The 22,981-nt window shown below is 41.3% G+C and carries 22 protein-coding genes; 15 read left to right on the top strand and 7 right to left on the bottom strand.

Annotated elements, in window-relative coordinates; translation table 11 throughout:
- Nucleotides 1–6: 6 nt before the first annotated feature.
- From argJ to ACFPZG_RS11080, 4 genes are all read left to right on the top strand, one after another.
- Nucleotides 7–1,230, top strand: a complete 1,224-nt coding sequence (gene argJ, locus ACFPZG_RS11095; protein ID WP_283734524.1) for a bifunctional ornithine acetyltransferase/N-acetylglutamate synthase — start codon at nt 7–9, stop codon at nt 1,228–1,230.
- A complete protein-coding gene (gene argB / locus ACFPZG_RS11090; RefSeq protein ID WP_317940210.1) occupies nt 1,193–1,972 on the top strand; it encodes an acetylglutamate kinase in 780 nt (259 codons plus the stop codon). The genes argJ and argB overlap by 38 nt, the downstream gene beginning before the upstream one ends.
- On the top strand, nt 1,969–3,111 hold the full coding sequence (locus tag ACFPZG_RS11085) for an acetylornithine transaminase (RefSeq protein WP_283734525.1): 1,143 nt from the start codon (nt 1,969–1,971) through the stop codon (nt 3,109–3,111). Before argB ends, ACFPZG_RS11085 begins: the two co-directional genes overlap by 4 nt.
- 149 nt (nt 3,112–3,260) lie before the next feature.
- On the top strand, nt 3,261–4,190 hold the full coding sequence (locus tag ACFPZG_RS11080; protein WP_283734526.1) for a stalk domain-containing protein: 930 nt from the start codon (nt 3,261–3,263) through the stop codon (nt 4,188–4,190).
- A gap of 143 nt (nt 4,191–4,333) precedes the next feature.
- Here the strand turns inward: ACFPZG_RS11080 and nspC are convergent, their stop codons facing one another.
- Genes nspC through speD form a run of 6 tightly spaced genes read right to left on the bottom strand, consistent with a single transcriptional unit; the run spans nt 4,334 to nt 10,697 of the window.
- A complete protein-coding gene (gene nspC, locus ACFPZG_RS11075) occupies nt 4,334–5,482 on the bottom strand; it encodes a carboxynorspermidine decarboxylase (RefSeq protein WP_317940209.1) in 1,149 nt (382 codons plus the stop codon).
- A gap of 17 nt (nt 5,483–5,499) precedes the next feature.
- Nucleotides 5,500–6,699 (bottom strand): saccharopine dehydrogenase family protein, encoded by a 1,200-nt coding sequence (locus ACFPZG_RS11070; RefSeq protein WP_317940208.1) that lies wholly within the window; start codon nt 6,697–6,699, stop codon nt 5,500–5,502.
- 18 nt (nt 6,700–6,717) lie between these two features.
- Nucleotides 6,718–7,575, bottom strand: coding sequence for an agmatinase (gene speB / locus ACFPZG_RS11065; protein WP_317940207.1), 858 nt, complete (start codon nt 7,573–7,575; stop codon nt 6,718–6,720).
- Complete coding sequence (speE, locus tag ACFPZG_RS11060; protein ID WP_283734528.1) at nt 7,565–8,416, bottom strand: polyamine aminopropyltransferase; 852 nt, start codon at nt 8,414–8,416, stop codon at nt 7,565–7,567. The genes speB and speE overlap by 11 nt, the downstream gene beginning before the upstream one ends.
- Nucleotides 8,413–9,873 (bottom strand): aminotransferase class I/II-fold pyridoxal phosphate-dependent enzyme, encoded by a 1,461-nt coding sequence (locus tag ACFPZG_RS11055; RefSeq protein ID WP_317940206.1) that lies wholly within the window; start codon nt 9,871–9,873, stop codon nt 8,413–8,415. The genes speE and ACFPZG_RS11055 overlap by 4 nt, the downstream gene beginning before the upstream one ends.
- 11 nt (nt 9,874–9,884) lie before the next feature.
- Nucleotides 9,885–10,697 carry an adenosylmethionine decarboxylase gene (gene speD, locus ACFPZG_RS11050; RefSeq protein WP_283734529.1) on the bottom strand — a complete coding sequence of 271 codons (813 nt, stop codon included), beginning with the start codon at nt 10,695–10,697 and terminating at the stop codon, nt 9,885–9,887.
- Nucleotides 10,698–10,918: 221 nt separating this feature from the next.
- Here speD and ACFPZG_RS11045 point away from each other — a divergent pair, with 221 nt between their 5' ends.
- From ACFPZG_RS11045 to ACFPZG_RS11000, 10 genes are all read left to right on the top strand, one after another.
- On the top strand, nt 10,919–11,341 hold the full coding sequence (locus ACFPZG_RS11045; RefSeq protein WP_317940205.1) for a DUF1801 domain-containing protein: 423 nt from the start codon (nt 10,919–10,921) through the stop codon (nt 11,339–11,341).
- A 111-nt stretch (nt 11,342–11,452) separates the two neighbouring features.
- Complete coding sequence (locus tag ACFPZG_RS11040) at nt 11,453–13,348, top strand: PrkA family serine protein kinase (RefSeq protein WP_283734531.1); 1,896 nt, start codon at nt 11,453–11,455, stop codon at nt 13,346–13,348.
- 69 nt (nt 13,349–13,417) lie between these two features.
- Complete coding sequence (yhbH, locus tag ACFPZG_RS11035; RefSeq protein ID WP_283734532.1) at nt 13,418–14,575, top strand: sporulation protein YhbH; 1,158 nt, start codon at nt 13,418–13,420, stop codon at nt 14,573–14,575.
- A complete protein-coding gene (locus tag ACFPZG_RS11030; protein WP_283731522.1) occupies nt 14,572–15,978 on the top strand; it encodes a SpoVR family protein in 1,407 nt (468 codons plus the stop codon). The genes yhbH and ACFPZG_RS11030 overlap by 4 nt, the downstream gene beginning before the upstream one ends.
- A 296-nt stretch (nt 15,979–16,274) precedes the next feature.
- Nucleotides 16,275–16,784, top strand: a complete 510-nt coding sequence (locus ACFPZG_RS11025) for a GNAT family N-acetyltransferase (protein WP_283731523.1) — start codon at nt 16,275–16,277, stop codon at nt 16,782–16,784.
- 42 nt (nt 16,785–16,826) lie between these two features.
- Entirely contained in the window at nt 16,827–17,321 is a 495-nt protein-coding gene (locus tag ACFPZG_RS11020; protein WP_283731524.1) for a GNAT family N-acetyltransferase, read from the top strand.
- 11 nt (nt 17,322–17,332) lie between these two features.
- The gene (locus ACFPZG_RS11015; RefSeq protein WP_317940204.1) at nt 17,333–18,238 is read left to right on the top strand and encodes an aminoglycoside phosphotransferase family protein; all 906 of its coding nucleotides are present in this window, start codon (nt 17,333–17,335) and stop codon (nt 18,236–18,238) included.
- A gap of 130 nt (nt 18,239–18,368) precedes the next feature.
- Nucleotides 18,369–19,361, top strand: coding sequence for a YcjF family protein (locus ACFPZG_RS11010; protein ID WP_381427211.1), 993 nt, complete (start codon nt 18,369–18,371; stop codon nt 19,359–19,361).
- A gap of 8 nt (nt 19,362–19,369) precedes the next feature.
- Entirely contained in the window at nt 19,370–20,170 is an 801-nt protein-coding gene (gene nadX / locus ACFPZG_RS11005; protein WP_283731526.1) for an aspartate dehydrogenase, read from the top strand.
- Nucleotides 20,171–20,189: 19 nt separating this feature from the next.
- Nucleotides 20,190–21,098, top strand: coding sequence for a methyl-accepting chemotaxis protein (locus ACFPZG_RS11000; protein WP_317940202.1), 909 nt, complete (start codon nt 20,190–20,192; stop codon nt 21,096–21,098).
- A gap of 213 nt (nt 21,099–21,311) precedes the next feature.
- Here the strand turns inward: ACFPZG_RS11000 and ACFPZG_RS10995 are convergent, their stop codons facing one another.
- The gene (locus tag ACFPZG_RS10995) at nt 21,312–21,737 is read right to left on the bottom strand and encodes a YusW family protein (protein ID WP_283731528.1); all 426 of its coding nucleotides are present in this window, start codon (nt 21,735–21,737) and stop codon (nt 21,312–21,314) included.
- A 211-nt stretch (nt 21,738–21,948) separates the two neighbouring features.
- Here ACFPZG_RS10995 and cyoE point away from each other — a divergent pair, with 211 nt between their 5' ends.
- On the top strand, nt 21,949–22,881 hold the full coding sequence (gene cyoE, locus ACFPZG_RS10990) for a heme o synthase (RefSeq protein ID WP_317940201.1): 933 nt from the start codon (nt 21,949–21,951) through the stop codon (nt 22,879–22,881).
- Nucleotides 22,882–22,981 lie beyond the last annotated feature (100 nt).

Raw genomic sequence — 22,981 nt, 5'->3', positions numbered from 1 at the left:
AACGATATGACGATTGCCATTCAACAGGCAAAACACGTTTCGGGAACAAATATCACTTCACCGAAAGGTTTCAAAGCAATCGGTATTCATTGTGGATTAAAACATAAAAAATATGATTTGGCAGTTTTACTGAGCGAAGTTCCGGCGAGTGTAGCAGGGGTTTTCACTACGAATGCAATTCAAGCCGCACCCCTCATCGTAACGAAGGAAGTCGTCCAAAAAGGGAAGATGCAAGCGGTAATTATCAATTCTGGTAACGCGAATGCGTGTACAGGGAAACAGGGATTGTTGGATGCATTGACGATGCAGGAAAAGACCGCCCAAAAGTTCGGCATTGCATCTGACTTGGTCGGCGTCGCTTCAACAGGCGTAATCGGTGAGAAATTGAATATGGAGCCCCTGTTGAATGGGATTGAAAAGTTGACTCCAGTTGACAGCTTGGAAGGCTCGATTCAATTTTCGCAAGCGATTTTGACAACAGACACCGTCATGAAAAACACTGTCTATCGAATGGAAGTCGATGGAAAAGAGGTCATGATAGCTGGTACAGCAAAGGGTTCAGGCATGATCGAACCGAATATGGCAACAATGTTAGGCTTCATAACGACTGATGCAGAAATTGAAACAGTCCATTTACAGGAAGCATTGAAAGCAGTGACGGATGTAACGTTCAATTCGATTACGGTTGATGGGGACACTTCTACGAATGATATGGTCCTGGTCCTTGCAAATGGGATGGCAGGAAATTCTTCTCTGAACCCGGCGCATCCTGATTGGAACGCTTTTCTTCATACCTTACACGCCGTGGCCCAAGATCTTGCGAAAATGATTGCAAAAGACGGTGAAGGGGCGACGAAATTAATCGAGGCGGAAGTAAATGGGGCACTATCTGACCTTGAAGCGCGAAAAATCGCAAAAACGGTTGTTGGATCTCCACTTGTCAAAACAGCGGTATTCGGATGTGATGCGAACTGGGGAAGAATCATTGCGGCAGTCGGGTATAGCGGCGCATCCGTAGATCCTTTAGGGATTTCCATTAAAATTGGCGAAACGTTGGTTGTGAAAGATGGCGAACCAGTTATCTTTTCGGAAGAGCAGCTGCTTCTTTATTTAAAACAGCCCGAAGTGAAAATCCTCGTAGAATTGAATAAGGGAAGCGGACACGGAATCGCATGGGGGTGTGATTTGACATATGACTACGTCCAAATCAATGCATCATACCGAACATAAACGAATCGTCATCAAATTAGGCGGCAGCATGCTTGAACGTATAAGTGATGAGTTTTTCACAAATTTCAACGAAATGCGGAACGAGGGAAATGAAATTATCATCGTCCATGGCGGAGGTCCATTCATCAATGAGGCGTTGAAGGAGAACGGCATTGAATCGAAAATCGACAATGGCATCCGGGTGACATGTGAGAAATCCATTTCAATCGTGAAGCAGGTGTTGATTGGGGATGTCAATACGTCACTCGTCCATCAATTGAACCAGAATGGCATCGAAGCGATCGGCCTTAACGGATTCGATGGCAAACTATTGGAGTGCTCCATATTAGACGAGAAACGTTATGGCTTCGTTGGAGACATCCAATCGGTGAATAAAACAATGATTGAAAAGTTGCTTGCTGCAAATATTGTGCCGGTGATTACCTGTATCGGTTCAACGAATGATGGCCATTCACTCAATATTAATGCAGACACGGTTGCAAGCTTTATCGCGCTTGCCATCGGGGCGGATAGTCTTCTACTTGTGACGGACACACCGGGGATAAAGATTAACAGCAAGATTCAGCAGATTGTCTCCCCTGAGCAAGTTGCCAATTGGATTGAAGACGGGGATATTTATGGGGGCATGATTCCTAAAGTGAACGCGGCAATTGCTTGCCTGGATGCAGGTGTTCCAACTGTTCAAGTGGTAGATCAATATTTGACCGGAACGATTATTGCATACGAGGGGGTATTGAATTGACCTTTTTATTCAAAAACTATTCAAGGCGGCCTATCCATCTTGTAAGCGGGAAAGGAACGATTGTCCAAGATGACAAGGGTAAACAGTATCTCGATTTCATAAGCGGTATAGCTGTTGTCAGCTTGGGTCACGCACATCCGGCAATTGTCGAAACGATAAAAAATCAGAGTGAAAAGCTTTGGCATGTATCCAATCTTTTTGAAAGTCCGGAACAGGAAAAACTTGCAGAAACATTGACGAAAAATACACGGTTCGCTCATGCATTCTTTTGCAATAGCGGGGCGGAAGCGAATGAAGCCGCTATAAAACTTGCAAGAAAGCATACTGGTAAACATGTCATCATCACATTCGAGCAATCCTTCCATGGGCGTACATTTGGGGCAATGGCGGCAACCGGCCAAGAGAAGATTAAGCAAGGGTTCGGTCCAATGCTTGAATCTTTCCGAACGGTTCCGTTCAATGACCCGGCAGCACTTGAAGCTGCAATAGACGATGATGTTGCAGCGATCATGCTTGAAGTGATCCAAGGTGAAGGCGGAGTTCATGAGGTCACTGCTGAATTCACAGATGCAATTGCGGGTATTTGTAAGTCAAAGGGGATTTTATGCATTGTAGATGAAGTGCAAACTGGAATCGGCAGAACTGGAACGCGCTATGCTTATGAGCAAACTTCGCTTGTTCCGGACATAATGACGCTTGCAAAAGGACTCGGTGGGGGATTCCCAATTGGTGCCATGCTTGGGACTGCTGAGTTGTTCGATGCATTCACACCCGGGTCTCATGGGACGACTTTCGGTGGAAACCCCCTCGCTATTTCTGTTGCACAGACGGTTGTGGATTATATCTTTGATGGCTCCTTTTTAAAAGAAGTTCAACATAAATCGGATTATTTAATTGGAAAATTAGAGTCGGCATTGCCGAAGCAGTTTGATGTTAGGGGTAAGGGGTTGTTACTTGGCATTGATTGCAAAGAGGATGTTACTTCTTTTATAAGTAAAGCGGAGGTAGTGGGTCTTCTTGTCGTTCAGGCTGGACCGACTGTCATTCGGTTGCTGCCACCATTGACGGTAACCGAAGAGGAAATCGATCAGGCAGTAGATCTTTTATCATCTGTCTTACTTATTCCGAGTTTAAACTGAGAGGCATTAGTTACAAAACCGGATTTCACGAACTGTGGAATCCGTTTTTGTATACTAAAATATAAAATTAGTAAACGAAGAAAAAACATGTAACTATTAGCAAAGTTTTCCGTCTAACTCGTTGAAAACCAATTGAAGGAGAGAGAGATATGAAAAAAATTGGAGCAATCGCGTTAACAGCGCTATTAGCGAGTTCCGCATGGGCAACCACGTATTCTGTTCAAGCAAAAGAGAACGTGATCCAAATGGAGAATGGAGACGTGAAGGATGCTTCTGTCTACATGAAGGAAACAGGGGTTATTACGAATATCGAAAACCGTGAAAATGCTCGAATGGTAACTGTGGAAAGTGATGAAGGCGGAATTACGAACTTCATGATAACAAATGACACGCTTCTTTTCCATAGCGGAAAGACTGAAAGTTTCGGAGCCGATAAGTTGCAAAAAGGGATGAAAGTCGAAGGCTATTACGATAAAAACAAGCCTATGATTTTGATATACCCAGCCCAAATAACACCTGAGCTATTCTTTGTAATGGATGAAGAACATATGGGCAGCGTTAAAGTAGGGAAGTTTGATGAATCTTTCCTTAGTTTAGACGGGGAATTGAAATTGAACATCGGTGAAGAAACAGTATTAGTGAATCAGCAAGGCAAAAAAATTCAACAAGCAGATCTAAAAGGTAAAGAATTAATCGTATTTTACTCAATTATGACAATGAGTTTACCGCCACAAACACCACCAACCAAAATCATTGCTTTAGATACATTAGAGTCAGAAAAGTATATGCGTGTCATGAACATCATTGAAAAAGATCATTACATGAAGGATGGCGTGAAAATGATTCCGCTGCGCAAGGTTGCAGAGGAACTTGGTTATTTGGTTATATCACGTGGGGAAGTGAATGGAGCAATTCTTACAAGAGATGGGGAGAATCGTTCTTTTACAATTACCCGGGGCACAAAGTCGTACGGATTAAATAAAAGCATTCGTCAATTTGCAGTTGCACCTGAACTGATCGGTGGCAATAAAACATATGTATCAGAAGAATTCTTGAACATGCTTCTCTCAGATGAATGACATAAGATAAATGAAAGCCTGAAACGAAGGGACCGTCAAAGACGAGCGTTTCAGGCTTTTTCTATTGGTTGTAAAGAACAATAGACGATTATATTAAAGGGTTAGCCTGACGCAAATGATGCGGTAGGCTAACCCTTTAATTTTTATGACAAGCGTTCTTTAAAGTCGTCGTACCTGAATTCTTTGATCACTTTCGGTCCGTCATTTACGGTATTCAGTACGATTGAAGGCAAGTTCATGCCGTTGAAAGTATTGTTCTTCACCATTGTGTAATGAGCCATGTCAGTAAATACGAGTTTATCTCCTGCTGTTAACGGCTGCTCAAATGAGTAATCGCCGATGACATCTCCAGCAAGGCAAGTAGGACCGCCGAGTCGGTAGGTGATGGATTTCTCGTTTGGCTTTCCGGACCCTACGATTTCAGGACGATACGGCATTTCCAATACGTCAGGCATATGACAGGAAGCTGATGTATCAACAATAGCAATTGGCATACCGTTTTGCATCGTATCTAAGACAGTCGTTACAAGGAATCCGGTGTTTAAAGCAATTGCTTCGCCTGGCTCTAAATAGACATCCAGTCCATACTTTTCCTTCATGAACAGTATCGATTCGATGAGCGTTTCAATATCATAGTCCGGGCGGGTAATATGATGACCGCCTCCGAAATTGATCCATTTCATGCCTTTCAAATTCAAATACTTGCCGAATTTTTCATCCACGACTTTGATGGTTCTTGCAAGTGTGTCGGAATTCTGTTCGCACATCGTATGGAAATGCAAGCCGCTAATGCCTTCAAGTTCTTCCGGTTCGAAGTTCTCAAGCGTCACTCCGAATCGTGAAAATGCGAAGCAAGGATTATACATATCGACTTCAATCTCGGAATACTCCGGGTTTATCCGAATCCCGCATTCAATCGGTTTTGGATGGTTTTTCACTCTGTCCTTGAACCGTCTCCATTGGTCGAATGTGTTGAACACGAGATGGTCGGAATACGACAAAACTTCGTCAAAATCTGCTTCTGAATAGGCGGGAGAGTAAGTGTGAACTTCTTTCCCCATCTCTTCAAAGCCTAATTTCGCCTCCAATAAACCACTTGAAGTCACCCCGTTCAAATACTTTCCGATAAGCGGATAGACGGAGTACATCGAAAACCCTTTTTGGGCCAATAAAATTTTACAACCTGTTCGGTCAATTATGGACTTAAGCAATTCCAAGTTTTTGATCAACAGCCCTTCGTCCACTACATATGAAGGGGAGGGGACTGCATGTGGATCGAAATTCAATTTCATTAGTTGCATGCCTCCTATCAATCGATGAGTTCCGGATTGAAGTCTTCCTGCCAAGGCAGCCCATATTCGTTCAATGCTTCCATGAATGGATCTGGATTGAACTCTTCTACGTTATAAACGCCAGGTTTTTTCCATTCGCCTTTCATCAATAGCATTGCACCAATCATTGCAGGAACGCCGGTTGTGTAGGAAATCGCTTGGGAACCGACTTCACGGTAGCACTCTTGGTGGTCAGATATGTTATAGACATAGTATGTCTTCTCTTCGCCATCTTTCGTACCTTGGAAAATACAACCGATGTTTGTTTTTCCTTTTGTACGTGGTCCAAGGGAAGCTGGATCCGGAAGTACAGCCTTCAGGAACTGTAATGGTACGATTTCCTGGCCTTCGAAATTAATCGGCTCAATCGAAGTCATCCCGACATTTTCAAGTACTTTTAAATGTGTCAAATACTTTTCTGAGAATGTCATCCAGAAACGGATTTTCTTGATGCCATTAATGTTTTGTGCAAGTGACTCCAATTCTTCATGATATAGAAGGTAAACATCTTTAGGACCGATTTCAGGCAAATCATAAACACGTTTTTCGGAAAGTGGAGGAGTTTCGATGAACTCACCGTTTTCCCAATAGCGGCCGTTTGCCGTGATTTCACGGATATTGATCTCTGGATTGAAGTTCGTTGCGAAAGGATAACCATGGTCTCCAGCATTGGCGTCAACGATATCAATCGTATGGATTTCATCAAAGTAATGCTTTTGTGCATAAGCGGAGAAGACTCCTGTTACACCTGGGTCGAAACCGCATCCAAGGATTGCAGTTAGGCCAGCTTGTTCGAACTTTTCGCGATATGCCCACTGCCATTTATATTCGAATTTTGCCGTATCAAGAGGTTCATAGTTCGCAGTATCCAAATAGTGAACACCTGTAGCAAGGCATGCATCCATAATTGTTAAGTCTTGGTATGGAAGTGCAACGTTAATGACGATTTCAGGTTTGAAATCATTGATGAGTTCAATCAGTTCATCAACATTATCTGCATCAACTTGTGCAGTTTGAATCTTTGTTCCTCTTCCGTCAAGTTTTTCCTTCAACGCATCACATTTCGATTTCGTACGGCTTGCGATGCAAATTTCTTCAAACACATCTGGGACTTGAACACATTTGTGAACTACTACACTTGCAACTCCACCTGCTCCAATGATTAACGCTTTACCCAATCAAAACACCACCCATAATTATTTTTCTGTATGAACTGCCAGTAAAAGTTCTCGAAGAACTTTACAAGCAACCGCGGTAGAAACTCCGCTTTGATCGTAAATAGGGGACAGTTCGTTCACATCGCAACCTACAATGTTAAGTCCGCTCACTGTCAAAACACCTTGCAATAACTCCATGAAGCTTACACCGCCAGCTTCAGGAGTACCTGTACCAGGGAAGACGGAAGGATCCAAAACATCCAAGTCAATCGTTAGGTAAACTGGTTTCCCTTTTAAACTTTCAACAACTTCTTCAAGACCGTTAAAGTTAAATTTATTCGTGAAGACATGATCTTTGCCCCATTCAAATTCACTTCGATCGCCTGAGCGGATTCCGAATTGGAAAATCCTATTGTCGCCTAAAATGTCCCATACACGATGAATGACGCTTGCATGCGATAATTGTTCGCCAAGGTATTCATCCCTCAAGTCTGCATGCGCGTCAAATTGGATGACGTGCAAATCGGGATATTGCTTTGCGACAGCTCGAATTGCGCCAAGTGTCACGAGATGCTCGCCACCAATCATACAAGGGACTTTGCCGTCCTCGACGACTTTTTGAGTGTATTCTTCAATCCTGCCTAATGCCTTTTCAGGATTCCCGAAACTCAGTTCAAGATCCCCGCCATCGTACACGTTGATATCCTCGAGGTCCTTGTCTTGATAGGGGCTATATGTTTCGATTCCGAATGATTCTCCACGCATCACCTTACTCGCAAAGCGAGTGCCTGGTCGAAAGGAAGTGGTCGAATCAAATGGGGCACCAAAAATGACAATGCGGGATTCATCGTATTCATTATCGCACCCGATGAAAGTTTCAATGTTTTTATTCAACATCTTTTAATTGCTCCTTTACGTAATTCGGCAAAGCAAACGAACCGACGTGGATGTCTGTATTGTAATACTTCGTTTTCAGTCCAAGCTGGTTCCAAGCATCTGCGTTCAAGTCATTGATAGGGTCATACTTTTTAGAGGCAAAACCGAATAGCCAATGACCGGATGGATACGTCGGAATATGCACTTGATACACTTTACAGACCGGGAAGAATCCGGTGATCCGCTTATGTGCCCGTTGCATGCCAAGCGCATCCTCTTCGTAAAAAGGGCTCTCGTGTTGATTGACAAGTATGCCATCTTCGTTTAACGCCTTGTAACAGTTACCGTAAAATTCTCTTGTGAACAGTCCTTCGCCTGGCCCGAATGGATCCGTCGAGTCGACGATGATCAAATCGTATTCGTTTTCATGGGAACGGACAAATTTCAACCCATCTTCAAAGTGAAGATGGACACGCGGATCGTCTAATTTAGAAGCAGTTTGCGGAATGAATTCCTTGCATACATCGACAACCATCTCATCGATTTCAACCATATCGATATGCTCAATTGTTTCGTATTTTGTCAATTCCCTTACTGTGCCGCCATCACCAGCACCAATGACAAGCACTTTCTTTATGCCTGGATTGGTCGCCATCGCTACATGTGTGATCATATCGTGGTAGATGAACTCGTCTTTTTCAGTGACCATGACTAATCCGTCGAGCGTTAAAACACGTCCGAATTCCGCTGTCTGAAGCACATCAATTTTTTGGAACTCGCTTTTCCCAGTATATAGATGTTCCAAGACTTTTATGGAAAATAGGACATTTGGCGAATGATTTTCGGTAAACCATAAATTCATTGCTCAGTCTCCTTCAAAACATTGATATGTTCGATTTTGCTATCTTCCGTACCTGTCATGAAGCTCCCTTTGTCTTTGCAGTATTGAATGTATTTTAAAATATCAGGGGTGATCATTTCACCTGGCGCTAAAATCGGTATTCCGGGAGGGTAGGCCATGACGAACTCGCTCGCGATTCGACCAGCACTTTCATTAATAGGCAGCGTCTCCTTTGGCGCATAAAACGCTTTTTGGGGTGTGTAGACGACTTGCGGATTGATATATTCATGATCGAATAATCCGCCCTTATCCTTGCTGTAGCGCCTTTTGATCTCCGCGAGGGCTGATACGAGCCTCTCAAGATCTAAACGACGGTCTCCGACTGATATGTATGCTAAAAAGTTGCCGATATCCCCAAATTCGATTTGGATGTCGTACTCGTCTCGAAGAATGTCATAAACTTCAACCCCAGCTAATCCAATTTCAAGTGAATGGACGGAAAGCTTTGTTGTATCGAAATCGTAAATCGTATCGCCATTTCGTAATTCCTCAGAAAAAGCGTAGTACCCACCGATTTTATTGATTTCATCCCGTGTGTACTGTGCCATTTCTCCAACCTTCCGGAAAATGTCCTTACCATTCAATGCAAGGTTTTTTCGTGAGATATCTAATGAAGAAAGAAGTAAATACGAGCCGCTAGTCGTTTGTGTCAAATTGATGATTTGTCTTGTGTACCCTTCGCTCACTTCATTATTAATCAATAGCAAAGAGCTTTGGGTCAGTGAACCACCCGATTTATGCATGCTTACGGAGGCCATATCGGCACCGACAGACATTGCAGAGGCAGGGAGTTCGTCACTAAAATAGAAATGAGTTCCATGCGCCTCGTCGACAAGGACAAGCATTCCGTGACGATGTGCAAGATCCGTGATTGCTTGCATATTCGAACAAATCCCGTAATAAGTCGGGTTATTTATAAGAATTGCTTTAGCGTCAGGATTTTCAAGGATTGCTCTTTCGACATCCTTAACGGCCATCCCGAGAGGAATTCCAAGCTCTTTATTGACACCTGGATTGACATAAACAGGAACTGCCCCGCTTAGGATAAGGGCATTAATAGCGCTGCGATGCACATTACGGGGCATGATAATCTTTTCCCCCGCCTTACATGCAGTCATAACCATCGCTTGTACGGCAGAAGTCGTCCCATTCACCATGAAAAAGGCGTGCTTTGCACCGAATGCTTCAGCCGCAAGCTCTTCGGCTTCACGAATGACAGAAACCGGGTGAATTAGATTATCCAACGGTTTCATCGAGTTAACGTCGACTGTCATGCAATTCTCGCCTAAAAAAGCGGTCAGTTCCGCATTGCCTCTGCCACGTTTATGGCCAGGAACGTCAAAAGGAACGACACGCATTTTTTTGTATTTGTTTAAGGCCTCCATAATTGGAGCCTTCTGTTGTGAAAGAATGTTCATTTTTCGTCCTCTCACTCTTCATATATATTGGAACCGCTGAATATTTCAATCATCTCTTTGCGCAAATTGTTTGTAATGTTCAGCCTTTCCTTCGGTGGTATTTCATAGACATCCGTATTGAAAAGGTAATTTTGCAAATTGATATCTTTAATCAGCAGTTTTGTATGGAAAATGTTGGATTGATATACGTTCACATCTATGGCATCATACTTTTGTAACGTTTCACTGTCGATGTAGTCTTGTATGGACGTCATCTTATGGTCCATAAACAACTTCTTCCCTTTATCATCACGAGTAAACCCTCTTACACGGTAATCAGTCGTAATAATATCGGAATCGAAGCTACCGATTAGGTAATCCAAAGCGTTCAACGGGGAAATTTCCCCACAAGTTGATACTTCGATATCGACACGAAAAGTAGCAATTGAATTATCCGGGTGATACTCAGGATACGTATGGACAGTGACATGGCTTTTATCTAAATGACCTACAACGGAATCCCGGGTTTTTAAAATATCGATTTCGCCAAGATTACAAGATTCATCTATTACGGCAACTGGAAGTGACTCCTCTGTAATAAGGATTGTCACACTTGCGCCTTGTGGATCATAATCCTGTTTGCTGACATTCAATATTTGTGCACCGATAATCTTGGTAACCTCATACAGAATATTTGTCAAACGCTCAGAATTGTACTGCTCATCGATATAGGCAATATAATCTTTTTGCTCCCGCTCACTTTTTGCATAGCTCACATCATAGATGTTGAAGCTAAGTGTTTTTGTGAGGTTGTTAAAGCCGTACAATTTCAGCTTATTTTCCAACCTGAATATCACTCCTTTTTTCGACAATATCGGTAAAATCATTCTAATTATAAAGTAAAAAGTTAGCTAGTCAAGATAATTTATTTGCACTTTGCACTCCAGTCGTCTAACCTCTCTACTATTAGGTAAATGAAGGAGTTTTGGTGCTTTTAACACTATTATATGTTCTGTATAATAGCAAGTAATTGAATCATTCAGATTTATAGGAGGCGGGATAAAAAATGTACGAACAAAAGACAAAGGAAACGGACGCTAGTGTCATTGAATTCATCGAAGCTGTAGAAAGTCCTAAAAAGCGTGAAGATGCTTATAGGCTCTTGGATATCTTCACCGAAACGACAGGTTTTGATGCGAAAATGTGGGGACCTACAATAATCGGTTTTGGATCTTACCATTATGTATATAAAACTGGGCATGAAGGGGATGCACCATTAGTGGGGTTTTCACCACGCAAGGCGAAAACAAGCCTCTATTTTGCTACAGGTGATACTGAACGGGATGAATTGTTGAAGCAATTTGGGAAACATACATCAGGAAAATCTTGTGTGTATATAAACAAAGTAGATGATATCGATATCGAAGTCTTGAGGGACCTAATTGTCCAATCTGTCACGTTTCTCAGAAAAAATTATCCAGAATCCTAATAAAGGCGGCTAAATGAACTTATTCATTTAGCCGCTTATTTTGTCAGTCTCATTTTACTGAGTTCTCCTGCATATAATGGTTGAAACCACGCCCTGAATGGAGGGAAATGAATGGATATATTGCGGAAAGTCGAACACTTCCGTGAAGAGGAAAACAGGTTGAAGTGGGAAGGCACCTTTGAAGAGTATTTGAACGTTTTAAAAGGCCGTAGGGAAGTTGCGCAAACTGCTCATTCTCGTGTGTATGAAATGATTAAGAGCCATGGGGAAACAAAGAAAAACGGTCAATCTAAATTCCACTTTTTTGATGATGAAATTTATGGGCTTGAAGATACAATCGAACGGTTGGTAAATGAATATTTTCATCCTGCGGCAAAACGACTTGATGTCAGAAAGAGAATCCTTTTGCTAATGGGGCCGGTCAGTGGAGGAAAATCGACCATTGTCACGCTGTTAAAACGCGGTTTGGAACAGTATTCAAAAACAGATGATGGGGCTGTATATGCCATTAAAGGCTGTCCGATGCATGAAGACCCGCTACATTTAATTCCTGATTATTTAAGGGATGACTTTTTTGAGGAATTCGGCATTCGAATTGAAGGCAGTCTTTCTCCATTGAACACGATGCGCCTTGAAAAGGAATACGATGGGCGGATTGAAAATGTATTAATAGAAAGGATTTTCTTTTCGGAGGATAAACGGGTGGGAATTGGCACATTCACTCCATCCGATCCAAAATCTCAGGACATTGCCGATTTAACAGGCAGTATCGATTTCTCCACGATTGCCGAATACGGATCCGAATCAGATCCGCGTGCATATCGATTTGATGGTGAGCTGAATAAGGCGAACCGAGGAATGATGGAGTTTCAAGAGATGCTGAAATTGGATGAGAAGTTTTTATGGCATCTTCTTTCATTGACCCAGGAAGGGAATTTCAAAGCAGGTCGGTTTGCTCTTATAAGCGCGGATGAATTAATCGTTGCACATACGAATGAAACGGAATATAGGTCTTTCATTTCCAATAAAAAGAATGAAGCGCTCCATTCCAGAATTATCGTCATGCCGATCCCTTACAACTTGAAAGTAAGCCAAGAGGAAAAGATTTATGAAAAGATGATTCGGGAAAGTGACATGTCCCATGTTCATATAGCTCCACATGCCCTTAGAGTTGCAGCTATCTTCTCTGTATTGACGAGATTAAAGGTTTCGAAAAAACAGGGCATCGATATTGTAAAGAAGATGCGACTATATGACGGAGAAAATGTGGAAGGCTTTAACTCTGCAGATTTGGAAGAATTGAAAAAGGAATACCCGAATGAAGGAATGGACGGAATTGACCCAAGATATGTTATTAACCGGATATCGTCGGCCATCATTCGAAAAGAAGTGGATGCCATCAATGCCCTGGATGTGTTGCGTGCATTAAAAGAAGGATTAGATCAGCATGCATCCATCTCAAAGGAAGACAGAGAAGAGTATTTGAATTATATCTCTATCGCGCGTAAGGAATTTGATGAGATTGCTAAAAAGGAAGTTCAGAAAGCATTCGTCTATTCGTATGAAGAATCCGCTAAGACAATGATGGATAATTACCTCGATAACGTGGAGGCTTTTTGTAATAAACATAAATTGAAGGATCCACTCACTGGCGAGGAAATGAGTCCGGATGAAAAGCTAATGCGGTCTATTGAAGAACAAATTGGAATTTCTGAGAATGCTAAACGGGCTTTCCGAGAAGAAATTCTTATCCGGATCTCAGCATATGCAAGGAAGGGCAAACGGTTCGAATACAAATCGCATGAGCGGTTACGTGAGGCCATTCAAAAGAAACTCTTTGCGGACCTGAAGGATGTTGTCAAAATTACGACCTCATCCACTACACCAGACGAAACACATTTGAAAAAAATCAACGAAGTCGTTGCCAGACTTATTGATGAATATGGCTATAATTCAGTTTCTGCAAATGAATTATTACGTTATGTCGGAAGCCTCCTAAACCGTTAATAGATTTCAATAACCCGCCAGTCGTTGCATATACTAAAAAAATGAATGGACTGGGGTAGGTGAATAGTATTGCATGACAATCAAAACGAGTCTTTTGTCGTCTCTCAGGAAGACTGGACGCTTCACCGAAAAGGCTACCAGGATCAGAAACGTCATATGGATAAAGTGAAAAAAGCGATTCATAGCAATTTACCTGAATTGATCACCGAAGAAAGCATTGTTATGTCGGACGGCAAAGAGATTATCAAAATACCAATACGGTCGTTAGATGAATATAAAATCCGGTACAATCACGATAAGTCTAAGCATGTCGGGCAAGGCGATGGGAAGAGCCAGGTGGGTGACGTTGTTGCGAGTGACGGAAAACAAGGCAACGGTAAAGGAAAACAGGCAGGCGATCAGCCAGGCAAGGACTATTATGAGGCCGAAGTATCCATTGCTGAAATAGAAGCGGCCTTATTTAAAGAATTGGAATTGCCGAATCTTGAACAACGAGAACAGGTGGATATTACCGACGATACAATCGCTTTCAATGATATAAGGAAAAAAGGTCTTATCGGAAATATTGATAAAAAGAGAACAATTATTGCTGCATTCAAACGGAATGCAATGGATGGTAAAACCGGAATCATGCCAATCTATAACGATGATTTGCGGTTTAAAACTTGGGATGAGGTCACAAAGCCCCAATCCAGTGCAGTCGTTCTGATGATGATGGACACAAGTGCCTCAATGGGCACCTTTGAAAAGTATATGGCAAGAAGCTTCTATTTTTGGATGATGAAGTTTTTACGCACAAAATATGAAAAGGTAGAAATTGAATTCATAGCCCACCACACGATTGCTAAAGTGGTGTCGGAAACTGATTTCTTTTCCAAAGGTGAAAGTGGAGGGACAATTTGCTCGACCGCTTATGAAAAAGCGCTCGATCTTATTTCAAAGAAATATAATCCGACACGTTTTAATATTTACCCTTTCCATTTCTCAGATGGGGAAAATATGTCATCGGATAACGGGAAATGTTTATCGTTGGTGAATGAATTGATGGAAGTCTCAAATATGTTCGGTTATGGGGAAGTGAATGCCCATAGCCGATATTCAACACTGATGAATACGTACAATAAAATAGAAGATCCGAAATTCCGTCATTATGTACTGAAAGATAACAAAGATGTTTACCATGCATTAAAGAAGTTTTTCCACAAGCATCAGGAGGGATCCGAATGACGGACCGCAGGGCACTGCAATATGCGGTTGAAGAAATTACGGAGATAGCCAAAGGTTTCGGACTGGATTTCTATCCGATGCGGTATGAAGTCTGTCCAGCAGATATTATTTATACATTTGGTGCTTACGGAATGCCTACACGGTTCTCTCATTGGAGTTTTGGAAAACAGTTCCACAAAATGAAGTTGCAATATGATTTAGGGCTGAGTCAGATTTATGAATTAGTGATCAATTCAAATCCTTGTTATGCATTTTTGCTCGAAAGCAATACACTGTTACAAAATAAGCTGATCATCGCCCATGTTTTAGCCCATTGCGATTTCTTTAAAAACAATGCAAGGTTTGCGAATACGCGACGGGATATGGTAGAAAGTATGACTGCAACAGCGGAACGTATAGCAAATTATGAAATGACTTATGGAAAAGACGAAGTTGAACAATTTTTGGATGCGGTGCTTGCGATTCAGGAACATATCGATCCATCACTCGTAAGATGGAGATATGGCAATGAAGAAGTAGAGGAAGAAGAAACGAAACCCATCCTTCGTAAAACTGCATACGACGATCTTTGGGAAATTGATAATCGTAAACTATCATCGCCCACTTTGGAAACAACAAGAAAAAGAGTTCCTGCTCAACCGGAAAAGGATATACTGCTTTTCATATTGGAGCATAGTCGGGAACTCTCAGAGTGGCAGCGAGATATTTTGACGATGGTTCGTGAAGAGATGCTTTACTTCTGGCCACAAATGGAAACGAAAATCATGAATGAAGGTTGGGCAACATTCTGGCATCAACGGATCCTTAGGGAAATGGACTTGACGTCAGACGAAACAATTGAATTTGCTAAATTGAATGCGAACGTTATTCAACCGTCAAGAACATCCATTAATCCATATTATTTGGGACTGAAGATTTTCGAGGATATTGAACGCCGATACGATAATCCTACCAAAGAAATGATGGAGTTTGGGGTGACTCCGAATTCGGGTAGGGAAAAAATGTTTGAAGTTAGGGAAATGGATTCCGATATTTCATTCATAAGAAACTACTTGACCAAGGAAATCGTGCAACAAGAAGACATGTATGTTTTCGAGAAAAAAGGAAGTTATTATAAAATATCAGATAAAGAATATCGAAATGTGCAAGAGCGGTTAATCGCGCAACGAGTAAATGGTGGATTTCCTTTTATCGTCGTCCACGATGGGGACTACGTTCGAAATGGTGAGCTTTATCTGGTGCATAAGTTTGAAGGAACGGAATTAGATGTCCCCTATTTGGAGAATGTCCTTCCTTATATACATCAATTATGGGGCCGTATCGTCCACTTGGAGACGTATACAGATTCTAAACAAATCGTGTTCTCGTATGATGGGAAAAAGGTTCATCGAAGATATGCTTGAAGAGAATTTGGCCGTCGCATTGGATGAGTTGTCCAAGTGGCGGCTTTTTTGTGAGGGTTTTTTGTAGGTCAAAGGTAACGAAAAGACGATATAAATGTGAAAGTGACCGATAACTTCGCCAGATTGACCGATAAAATTGTAAAAGTGACCGATAACTCCACTAAACTGACCGATAAAATTGTGAATATGACCGATAAGTTTTAGATCATGGTCAATTCTCTTCAATTAAATTTGTACAATTCTATTATTCTGTAATTTGCGGTAAACTAATAGAAATGGGGCAGGGGGAAAAGGGAATGCAAATGAGAGAAGCAATATTAGAAGATGTCGAAGCGATTGCACGCGTACATGTCGATAGTTGGCGGAGTACATACAAAGGGATAGTGCCAGATTCTTATCTTCAACAATTATCATACGAGCAGCGCGCTGAAAATTGGCGTCGCGGCATAGGTCATAACACAATATTTGTAGCTGAGAGTGAAAGAGGAGAAATAGTTGGTTTCGCAACCGGTGGAAAAGAGCGAACAGGTAATTATGGTGTAGATGGCGAGTTATATGCAATCTATCTAATAGAGGAAGCGCAAGGGGGAGGGATAGGAAAAACGCTGACGATGGAGATTGCAAATAAACTAAACAAACAAGGACTTTCTTCCATGTTAGTATGGGTGCTTGAACTTAATCCGTCTAAGAAATTCTATGAAGCACTCGGCGGGAAACCACTTGCTGAGACCATGATTGAAATCGGTGGAGAACAATTTAAAGAGATTGCATATTATTGGGAAGATATCGGGAAGATAGGGGAATGAATTTATGCCCCCGTATAATTATTAAAGAAAGAAGGAAATCAAATGAAAGTCAGGCAGGTTAAACCACCCGATGCAGAGCAATTAGTAAAATTGATCAGTCATGTAGAAAGTACATCCGATTTTATGTTATTTGAAGCGGGTGAGCGAAATTTATCTGCGGAGCAATTTCGAAAAAGAATCGAATCATTTGGGGAGGATGCGTCCACCATTCTCATTTCTGAAAATGAGGGAGCATTGACTGGATATTTAATGGTAATTGCAGGTGGGTCAAAAAGAAATAAGCACTCGGCCTATTTAGTGATTGGAATTTCAAGGGAGTTTAGAGGGCAAGGGATTGGCAAAGCACTTTTTGCGGAGCTTGACAATTGGGCCCGCAAACAAAATCTCCATCGTCTTGAATTAACAGTGATGAAAACGAATGCCCCTGGCGTTGCCTTGTATGAAAAGGCTGGCTTCCAGATCGAAGGAGTGAAAAAGAATTCCTTGCTCGTTAATGGTGAATACATCGATGAATATTACATGGCGAAGTTAATATAAGGAGATGTAAAATGGACATTCCTCATTCATTTCAGGAAAAAATAATAAATTGCTTTGGTGTCTCGGGTGAAACTTGGCTACACTCATTGGAAGCAAAAACAAAAGAAATAGCGGAGAAGTGGGAACTGACACTCGAAAATCCAGTGGCCAATCTATCCTATAATTATGTCATCAATGTCAGCGACAAGAATAATAACCAATACATACTGAAGATGGGTTTGCCAGGTTTTGATTTCCAAAATGAATTACGGACTGTGCAACTTTACGATGGTAGGGGTTGTGCAAAGGTGATTCAAGCGAATCTGGATGCCGGTGCTATGTTACTCGAAAAGTTGCAGCCTGGAAAAATGCTTTCTGAAATTGAAGATGAACATGTCGTTATCCAAACGTTCTGCGAGGTATGGCGATCAATCCGCAGGCCACTGCCAAATACCGGGGAATTTCCAACGATCACGAACTGGGCATCTGCATTCGGAAAATACATAGGCTTGTATCTAGCTAATGATGGTCCGATTCCCACTGAACACGTTAAAGTGGCTGAAACATATATAGAAGAAATCATGCAAACTTCAACGGACATTCAATTATTGCATGGTGATTTGCATCATGAAAATATCTTGTATTCCAATGAGCGAGGCTGGCTGGCAATTGACCCAAAAGGGGTTGGGGGCGATTCACACTTTGACCTAATTTCTTTCATGATCAATCATCTATTCTCCAAGCCTAACCCAAAAAAGCTGTTAAAACTACGAGTCGATGCACTCTTGGATCAATTAAGTTTGGATCGTGAAAGGTTATTGAAAGCGGCTGTTGGGTTGTCGACTTTATATGCGTGTTGGAGTATTGAGGATAAAGATCCCGATTGGAAGGATACTTACCAATGTGCTTTATGGTTTGATGAATTATTAAATGCATAGAACCTATCCCGCCTTCACTTTTTATCAATGCCTTATAGGGGTATGATTAATGTACTGAAACTTAACCACATACTATCCGTACTATAGACAGACATTAAATGGGAAGGTGATCCGAGTGGAAAAGCAATGGATGTCGAATGAAGAGTTTGACCAGATATTTGACGAGAAATCATCCGAAATCAACGAACAATTGGAAAGTGAAATTCTGATTGCTATGATTGGTGACGTCAATGCGGGTAAATCATCAACCATCAATCGACTAATGGGATCTGAAGTCGCTCAGGTAGGTGCGAAACCCGGTGAAACAATCGAAATTAGGAAATTCATTTTTAAGGACAAAATCATTTTCGTCGATACACCAGGATTGGATGATATATATACGGAGCATTCCGCCGAAACATTGAAGTTTTACAAACAGGCCGATCTAATTTTATTCTTCCTAAATGCAGCGGGAACTGTTTTATCAGAAACGGAACTAAAATCACTAAAGAAAATCGCTAAAGTGAATAAAGATATAATTCTTGTGTTGAACAAAATAGATGCAGCGGACGATATACCAAGTTTGGTGAAATATGTCGAGGAGCACACGGATTATAACTATCCTATCACTCCGATATCCTCGCGAACCGGAGAAAATATCAGCTTGCTTCAAAAAGAAGTGCTTGATTTACTCGAGACGAAAAAAAAAGACATTTTAATGGCCGCTAATATGGCCGATAAATCGGCGATTGCGAATCGGTGGATATTGGGGGCAGGGGCTTCTGCAGCTGCAATCGGTGCAGTACCGATACCTGGCTCGGATTTTGTTCCCCTCACTGCTTTGCAAGTAAGTCTGATGTTAAAGCTGTCGACACTCTACGGGAAACCGATAACGAAAGACAAAGCTAAGGAACTGATCATTGCTACGATTGTAGGAAATATCGGAAAGACAATCTTTAGGCAAATCGTAAAAGTAGTTCCTGGTGCAGGTATGGTAGCGGGGGCAAGCGTGGCTGGTGGGATGACAATTGCCCTTGGACATGCCGTGAAATACGCGTATGAAAACGATATCGATTTAAACCCGAAATCATTAAAACCAATCTATCAAATGTATCTCAAAAAGGCCTCTAAAAATAAGGATTAACGAAAGGATTGATTCCAATCAGGATTGGTCTAATCGGAAAAGGCAATTTAGGCTTGTTTCTCTTACGAAAAATAAATCACGAAAAAATCCTTAAAGACTACAAGATTGTCTCTATATTAGATGAACGAGAAAAAGCGAAAGACGAACTTTCCATACTTGCAGAAAAATACGATTGTGACTCGTTTCAAGACATTCATTCATTCTTAAAGTCAGGCATCGATATCGTAGTTGAATGCGCTAATATTGAAACTGCCAAGTTGTACGCTACAGAAGTCATTAAAAAGAAAAACCTACTGTTGATTAGCATTGGAGCATTTGCCGATACTCCTTTTGCCGAAATTTTAAAAGAGGACGCACGGAAATACGGAAATCGCGTTTATCTACCATCGGGTGCAATTGGCGGATTGGATGCATTGAAGGCGGCAAAATTGGCTGGTGGGTTGGAGTCTGTAATGTTGACAACAAGAAAGCCTGCAAATTCACTATCTGATGAAATTATTTCAGGGGAGCAAATCTTATTCGAAGGCTCAGCCCGTGAAGCGATAAAACAATTCCCTAAGAATGCAAACGTTGCAATTGTCTTGTCTTTGGCGGGATTAGGGGTGGACAAGACAGCTGTCCAAATAATAGCAGATCCAGCTGTTACCCAAAATACTCATCAGATTGAGGTAATTGGTGCCTTTGGGGAGTTTGTCTTGACGATTAAAAATAACCCATCACCAGATAATCCGAAGACAAGTCATATTACTGGATCGAGTATTATAGCAACACTCGCTAACTTGGAAAGTGAAATCGCAATAGGAACATAAAAGCAAATGGGGGAACGACATGGGACAGATTATTGAACAGGTTACAGATGATCATGTAGTTAAATCTCTTGAAAAAAATCTCGCAATTATTCGATTTGACTTAGATCATAGAATCGCTTTTGTGAATGATATCTTTGCGAATGCAATGGGATATACGAAAGAAGAGATGATTGGAATCGCTCATAAGGATTTATGTTTCGATGATTATGCAAATAGTAGGGAATATGAACTGTTTTGGAATGAATTGAAGCGTGGAATAAGCAAACAAGAGAAGGTTGTGCGAAAGGATAAGAGAGGTAATAAAGTGTGGCTCGAAGCAACGTATATGCCTGTTTTCAGTTCGAATGGAAGTAGGGTGATCGGCATTTCAAAAGTCGCTTCGAATATTACTTCTCGGCAAGCATCCATCACATCGGTTGTTGAAGAGCTGAGTCAGATGGCAGAAGGATTGACCGAACGAGCGGATATTGGAATAGTACGAAGTAAGGAATTGTTAGCCCTTATCGAAGACATTGCTGATATATCCCGTACCAATACAAATACCTTGGGTAATTTAGAAACCCATGTTGAGAGTATTCAATATATCGTAAAGACGATTAGGGAAATTGCGGCGCAAACGAATTTGCTGGCTTTAAATGCTGCAATTGAAGCGGCAAGGGCAGGCGAGCATGGACGAGGATTCGATGTCGTTGCAAAAGAAGTAAGAAAATTGTCAGCAAGGGTGGAAAAATCGATTGTTGAAGTACGGGAAGGAGTAGAAGCAATTACAGCGGAAATCCAAAACATCTCCAAAGGGACGACGCTGGCTGAGGAAAATGTGGACCGTTGTCAGCAAAGAATTGAAGTGGCGATGGAAGATTTCCTGAAAATTGCTTCATCGGCATCTGAACTCGACAAACAGTCGAAAATTGTATCGAGTGTAGTTTAAAAGCAAACGAGCAGGTGAAGGGAAATGTTCAACTGAACAAGAATCCTTCACCTGCTTAATTACTTGTACAAGCGCTCGTACTACCCCTTCTGCCTTTCCATTCCAAGTAAACCGCCTCCTCAAACTACTTGTCTATCCCTTTACCCTTTTTCATAAATGTTTAATAAAGTAAATAAGACATCGAATGCCGTTTTGGCCTCCGATGCCTCACCTCTATTTAGAAAACATAATTTCCTTGCTATCGTGTCCTTTAAATGTGACCTCCAACCGGATCATTTTATAATCCTTGAAACCGAATGCCTCAGCCGTTTTCGTGATTAATTCGGTTTCATCGGCTTCGGGATTAGGGTCAAGTTTTTCAAATGCCTCCATTATTTTCTTTAGTGCCTTTTTGCCGTGAAGGGTAACATCATCCTTCTTATTTAAATATTCCGCTTCAGAACGGTCCTTTTTTTCTATAAAGCTTGCTTTAAGGGCTTCTTTTTGTTCTTTCGTCTCAATCTTGACAGTGAATGCTTTGATGCCGTATGTTTCGACCACTTCGCTTGCTTTCTCTTTCGGTATAATATTTTGGTCGCTACAAGCAGATGCGATAAGCAATAATTGTACTAAGAAAATAAAGAAAACTATTTTTTTCATTTAACTATTCATCCTTTCCAATGCACTACCTTTAACATAACCGGCAAATCACAGTGATATACAAAGGCCCACATTTGAATAATTTGTGACGAACTGTTGATAAAGTAAGGGGATTCCCTGAAAAAAAGTCCGAAAACGTTTATATTATTAGGAATGAAATGTTATGATTAGGACGGTATAATCTCGAAATACCTCTAAGGAGGATAAATAGATGACGAAAGAAATTGAAATTCCATACAATGAAAATACTACAATGGATAAAGATAAGGCGGGCTCAATTATTAGGGATGTAAAGTCGCTATTCAAAGGTCCCGTGTTAATTGCTAATGCACTACCCGTATTCGTCGGTTTTTGGCTTGCCCTTCATTTTACCGGGGGAACTTTACTTGCGAACAGCAGGTTGTTTTGGCTCTCCATTATTGGTAGCACAATTTTAATGGGTGGGGCTCTTGTCTTAAATAACTGGTATGATGTAGATATTGATACTGTGATGAAAAGAACACAAAAACGTCCGACCGTTACTGGGAATATATCGTTAAAGACCGTCCTTGGAATCGGGATTTCCATGTCTGCGATTGGTATGATCATGCTTATGTTTACCACTATGGAAGCAGCAATTTACGCCTTTATTGGCTGGTTCACGTATGTAATCATGTATACAATGTGGACGAAGCGTAAATACACATTAAATACCGTCATTGGAAGTATTTCCGGAGCTGTAACTCCGCTAATCGGCTGGGCAGCTCTTGCACCCGCGTATCATATTGTTCCAGTGATACTCTTCATCATATTGTTCATTTGGCAGATGCCGCATACGTTCGCAATTGCAATGAGAAAGTACGATGAATATAAAGCTGCGAATGTTGCCATGTTGCCTGTTGTTTGCGGTTTCAAAATGACAAAGCGACAAATGTTCGTATATATCGCATGTTTGTTGCCACTTCCTTTCTATTTAAGTTCACTTGGAATGGTATTTATCGTTCTTGCAACAATATTGAATATTGGGTTCTTAGCGATATCAATCCGCGGGTTTTTCACGAAAGATGATAATAAATGGGCATATGTCATGTTCCTTTATTCGGTAAATTATATAGCGATATTATTCTTATTGATGGTAGCTGTTACGATGCCTGCTTTTACATGAATGGAAAATAGTATATATTACTAAACTGCTCTTTAAGTCGAATTTTGACGAAGGAGCAGTTTTTATATACAGTGATAACGGACTATTCTATATTGGTAGT

The sequence above is a fragment of the Sporosarcina thermotolerans genome, assembly GCF_042658975.1.
Lineage (GTDB): Bacteria > Bacillota > Bacilli > Bacillales_A > Planococcaceae > Sporosarcina > Sporosarcina thermotolerans.
Note: the sequence above shows the minus strand (reverse complement) of the source record. Positions and strands in the feature narration are given on the sequence as shown.

Bases quoted from the DNA above. Each gene is read 5' to 3' on its own strand.
- argJ (WP_283734524.1), top strand. From the start codon at position 7: ATGACGATTGCCATTCAACAGGCAAAACACGTTTCGGGAACAAATATC.
- argB (WP_317940210.1), top strand. From the start codon at position 1,193: ATGACTACGTCCAAATCAATGCATCATACCGAACATAAACGAATCGTC.
- ACFPZG_RS11080 (WP_283734526.1), top strand. From the start codon at position 3,261: ATGAAAAAAATTGGAGCAATCGCGTTAACAGCGCTATTAGCGAGTTCC.
- nspC (WP_317940209.1), bottom strand. From the start codon at position 5,482: ATGAAATTGAATTTCGATCCACATGCAGTCCCCTCCCCTTCATATGTA.
- speB (WP_317940207.1), bottom strand. From the start codon at position 7,575: ATGTTGAATAAAAACATTGAAACTTTCATCGGGTGCGATAATGAATAC.
- speE (WP_283734528.1), bottom strand. From the start codon at position 8,416: ATGAATTTATGGTTTACCGAAAATCATTCGCCAAATGTCCTATTTTCC.
- ACFPZG_RS11055 (WP_317940206.1), bottom strand. From the start codon at position 9,873: ATGAACATTCTTTCACAACAGAAGGCTCCAATTATGGAGGCCTTAAAC.
- ACFPZG_RS11045 (WP_317940205.1), top strand. From the start codon at position 10,919: ATGTACGAACAAAAGACAAAGGAAACGGACGCTAGTGTCATTGAATTC.
- ACFPZG_RS11040 (WP_283734531.1), top strand. From the start codon at position 11,453: ATGGATATATTGCGGAAAGTCGAACACTTCCGTGAAGAGGAAAACAGG.
- ACFPZG_RS11030 (WP_283731522.1), top strand. From the start codon at position 14,572: ATGACGGACCGCAGGGCACTGCAATATGCGGTTGAAGAAATTACGGAG.
- ACFPZG_RS11025 (WP_283731523.1), top strand. From the start codon at position 16,275: ATGCAAATGAGAGAAGCAATATTAGAAGATGTCGAAGCGATTGCACGC.
- ACFPZG_RS11020 (WP_283731524.1), top strand. From the start codon at position 16,827: ATGAAAGTCAGGCAGGTTAAACCACCCGATGCAGAGCAATTAGTAAAA.
- ACFPZG_RS11015 (WP_317940204.1), top strand. From the start codon at position 17,333: ATGGACATTCCTCATTCATTTCAGGAAAAAATAATAAATTGCTTTGGT.
- ACFPZG_RS11010 (WP_381427211.1), top strand. From the start codon at position 18,369: ATGTCGAATGAAGAGTTTGACCAGATATTTGACGAGAAATCATCCGAA.
- ACFPZG_RS11000 (WP_317940202.1), top strand. From the start codon at position 20,190: ATGGGACAGATTATTGAACAGGTTACAGATGATCATGTAGTTAAATCT.
- ACFPZG_RS10995 (WP_283731528.1), bottom strand. From the start codon at position 21,737: ATGAAAAAAATAGTTTTCTTTATTTTCTTAGTACAATTATTGCTTATC.
- cyoE (WP_317940201.1), top strand. From the start codon at position 21,949: ATGACGAAAGAAATTGAAATTCCATACAATGAAAATACTACAATGGAT.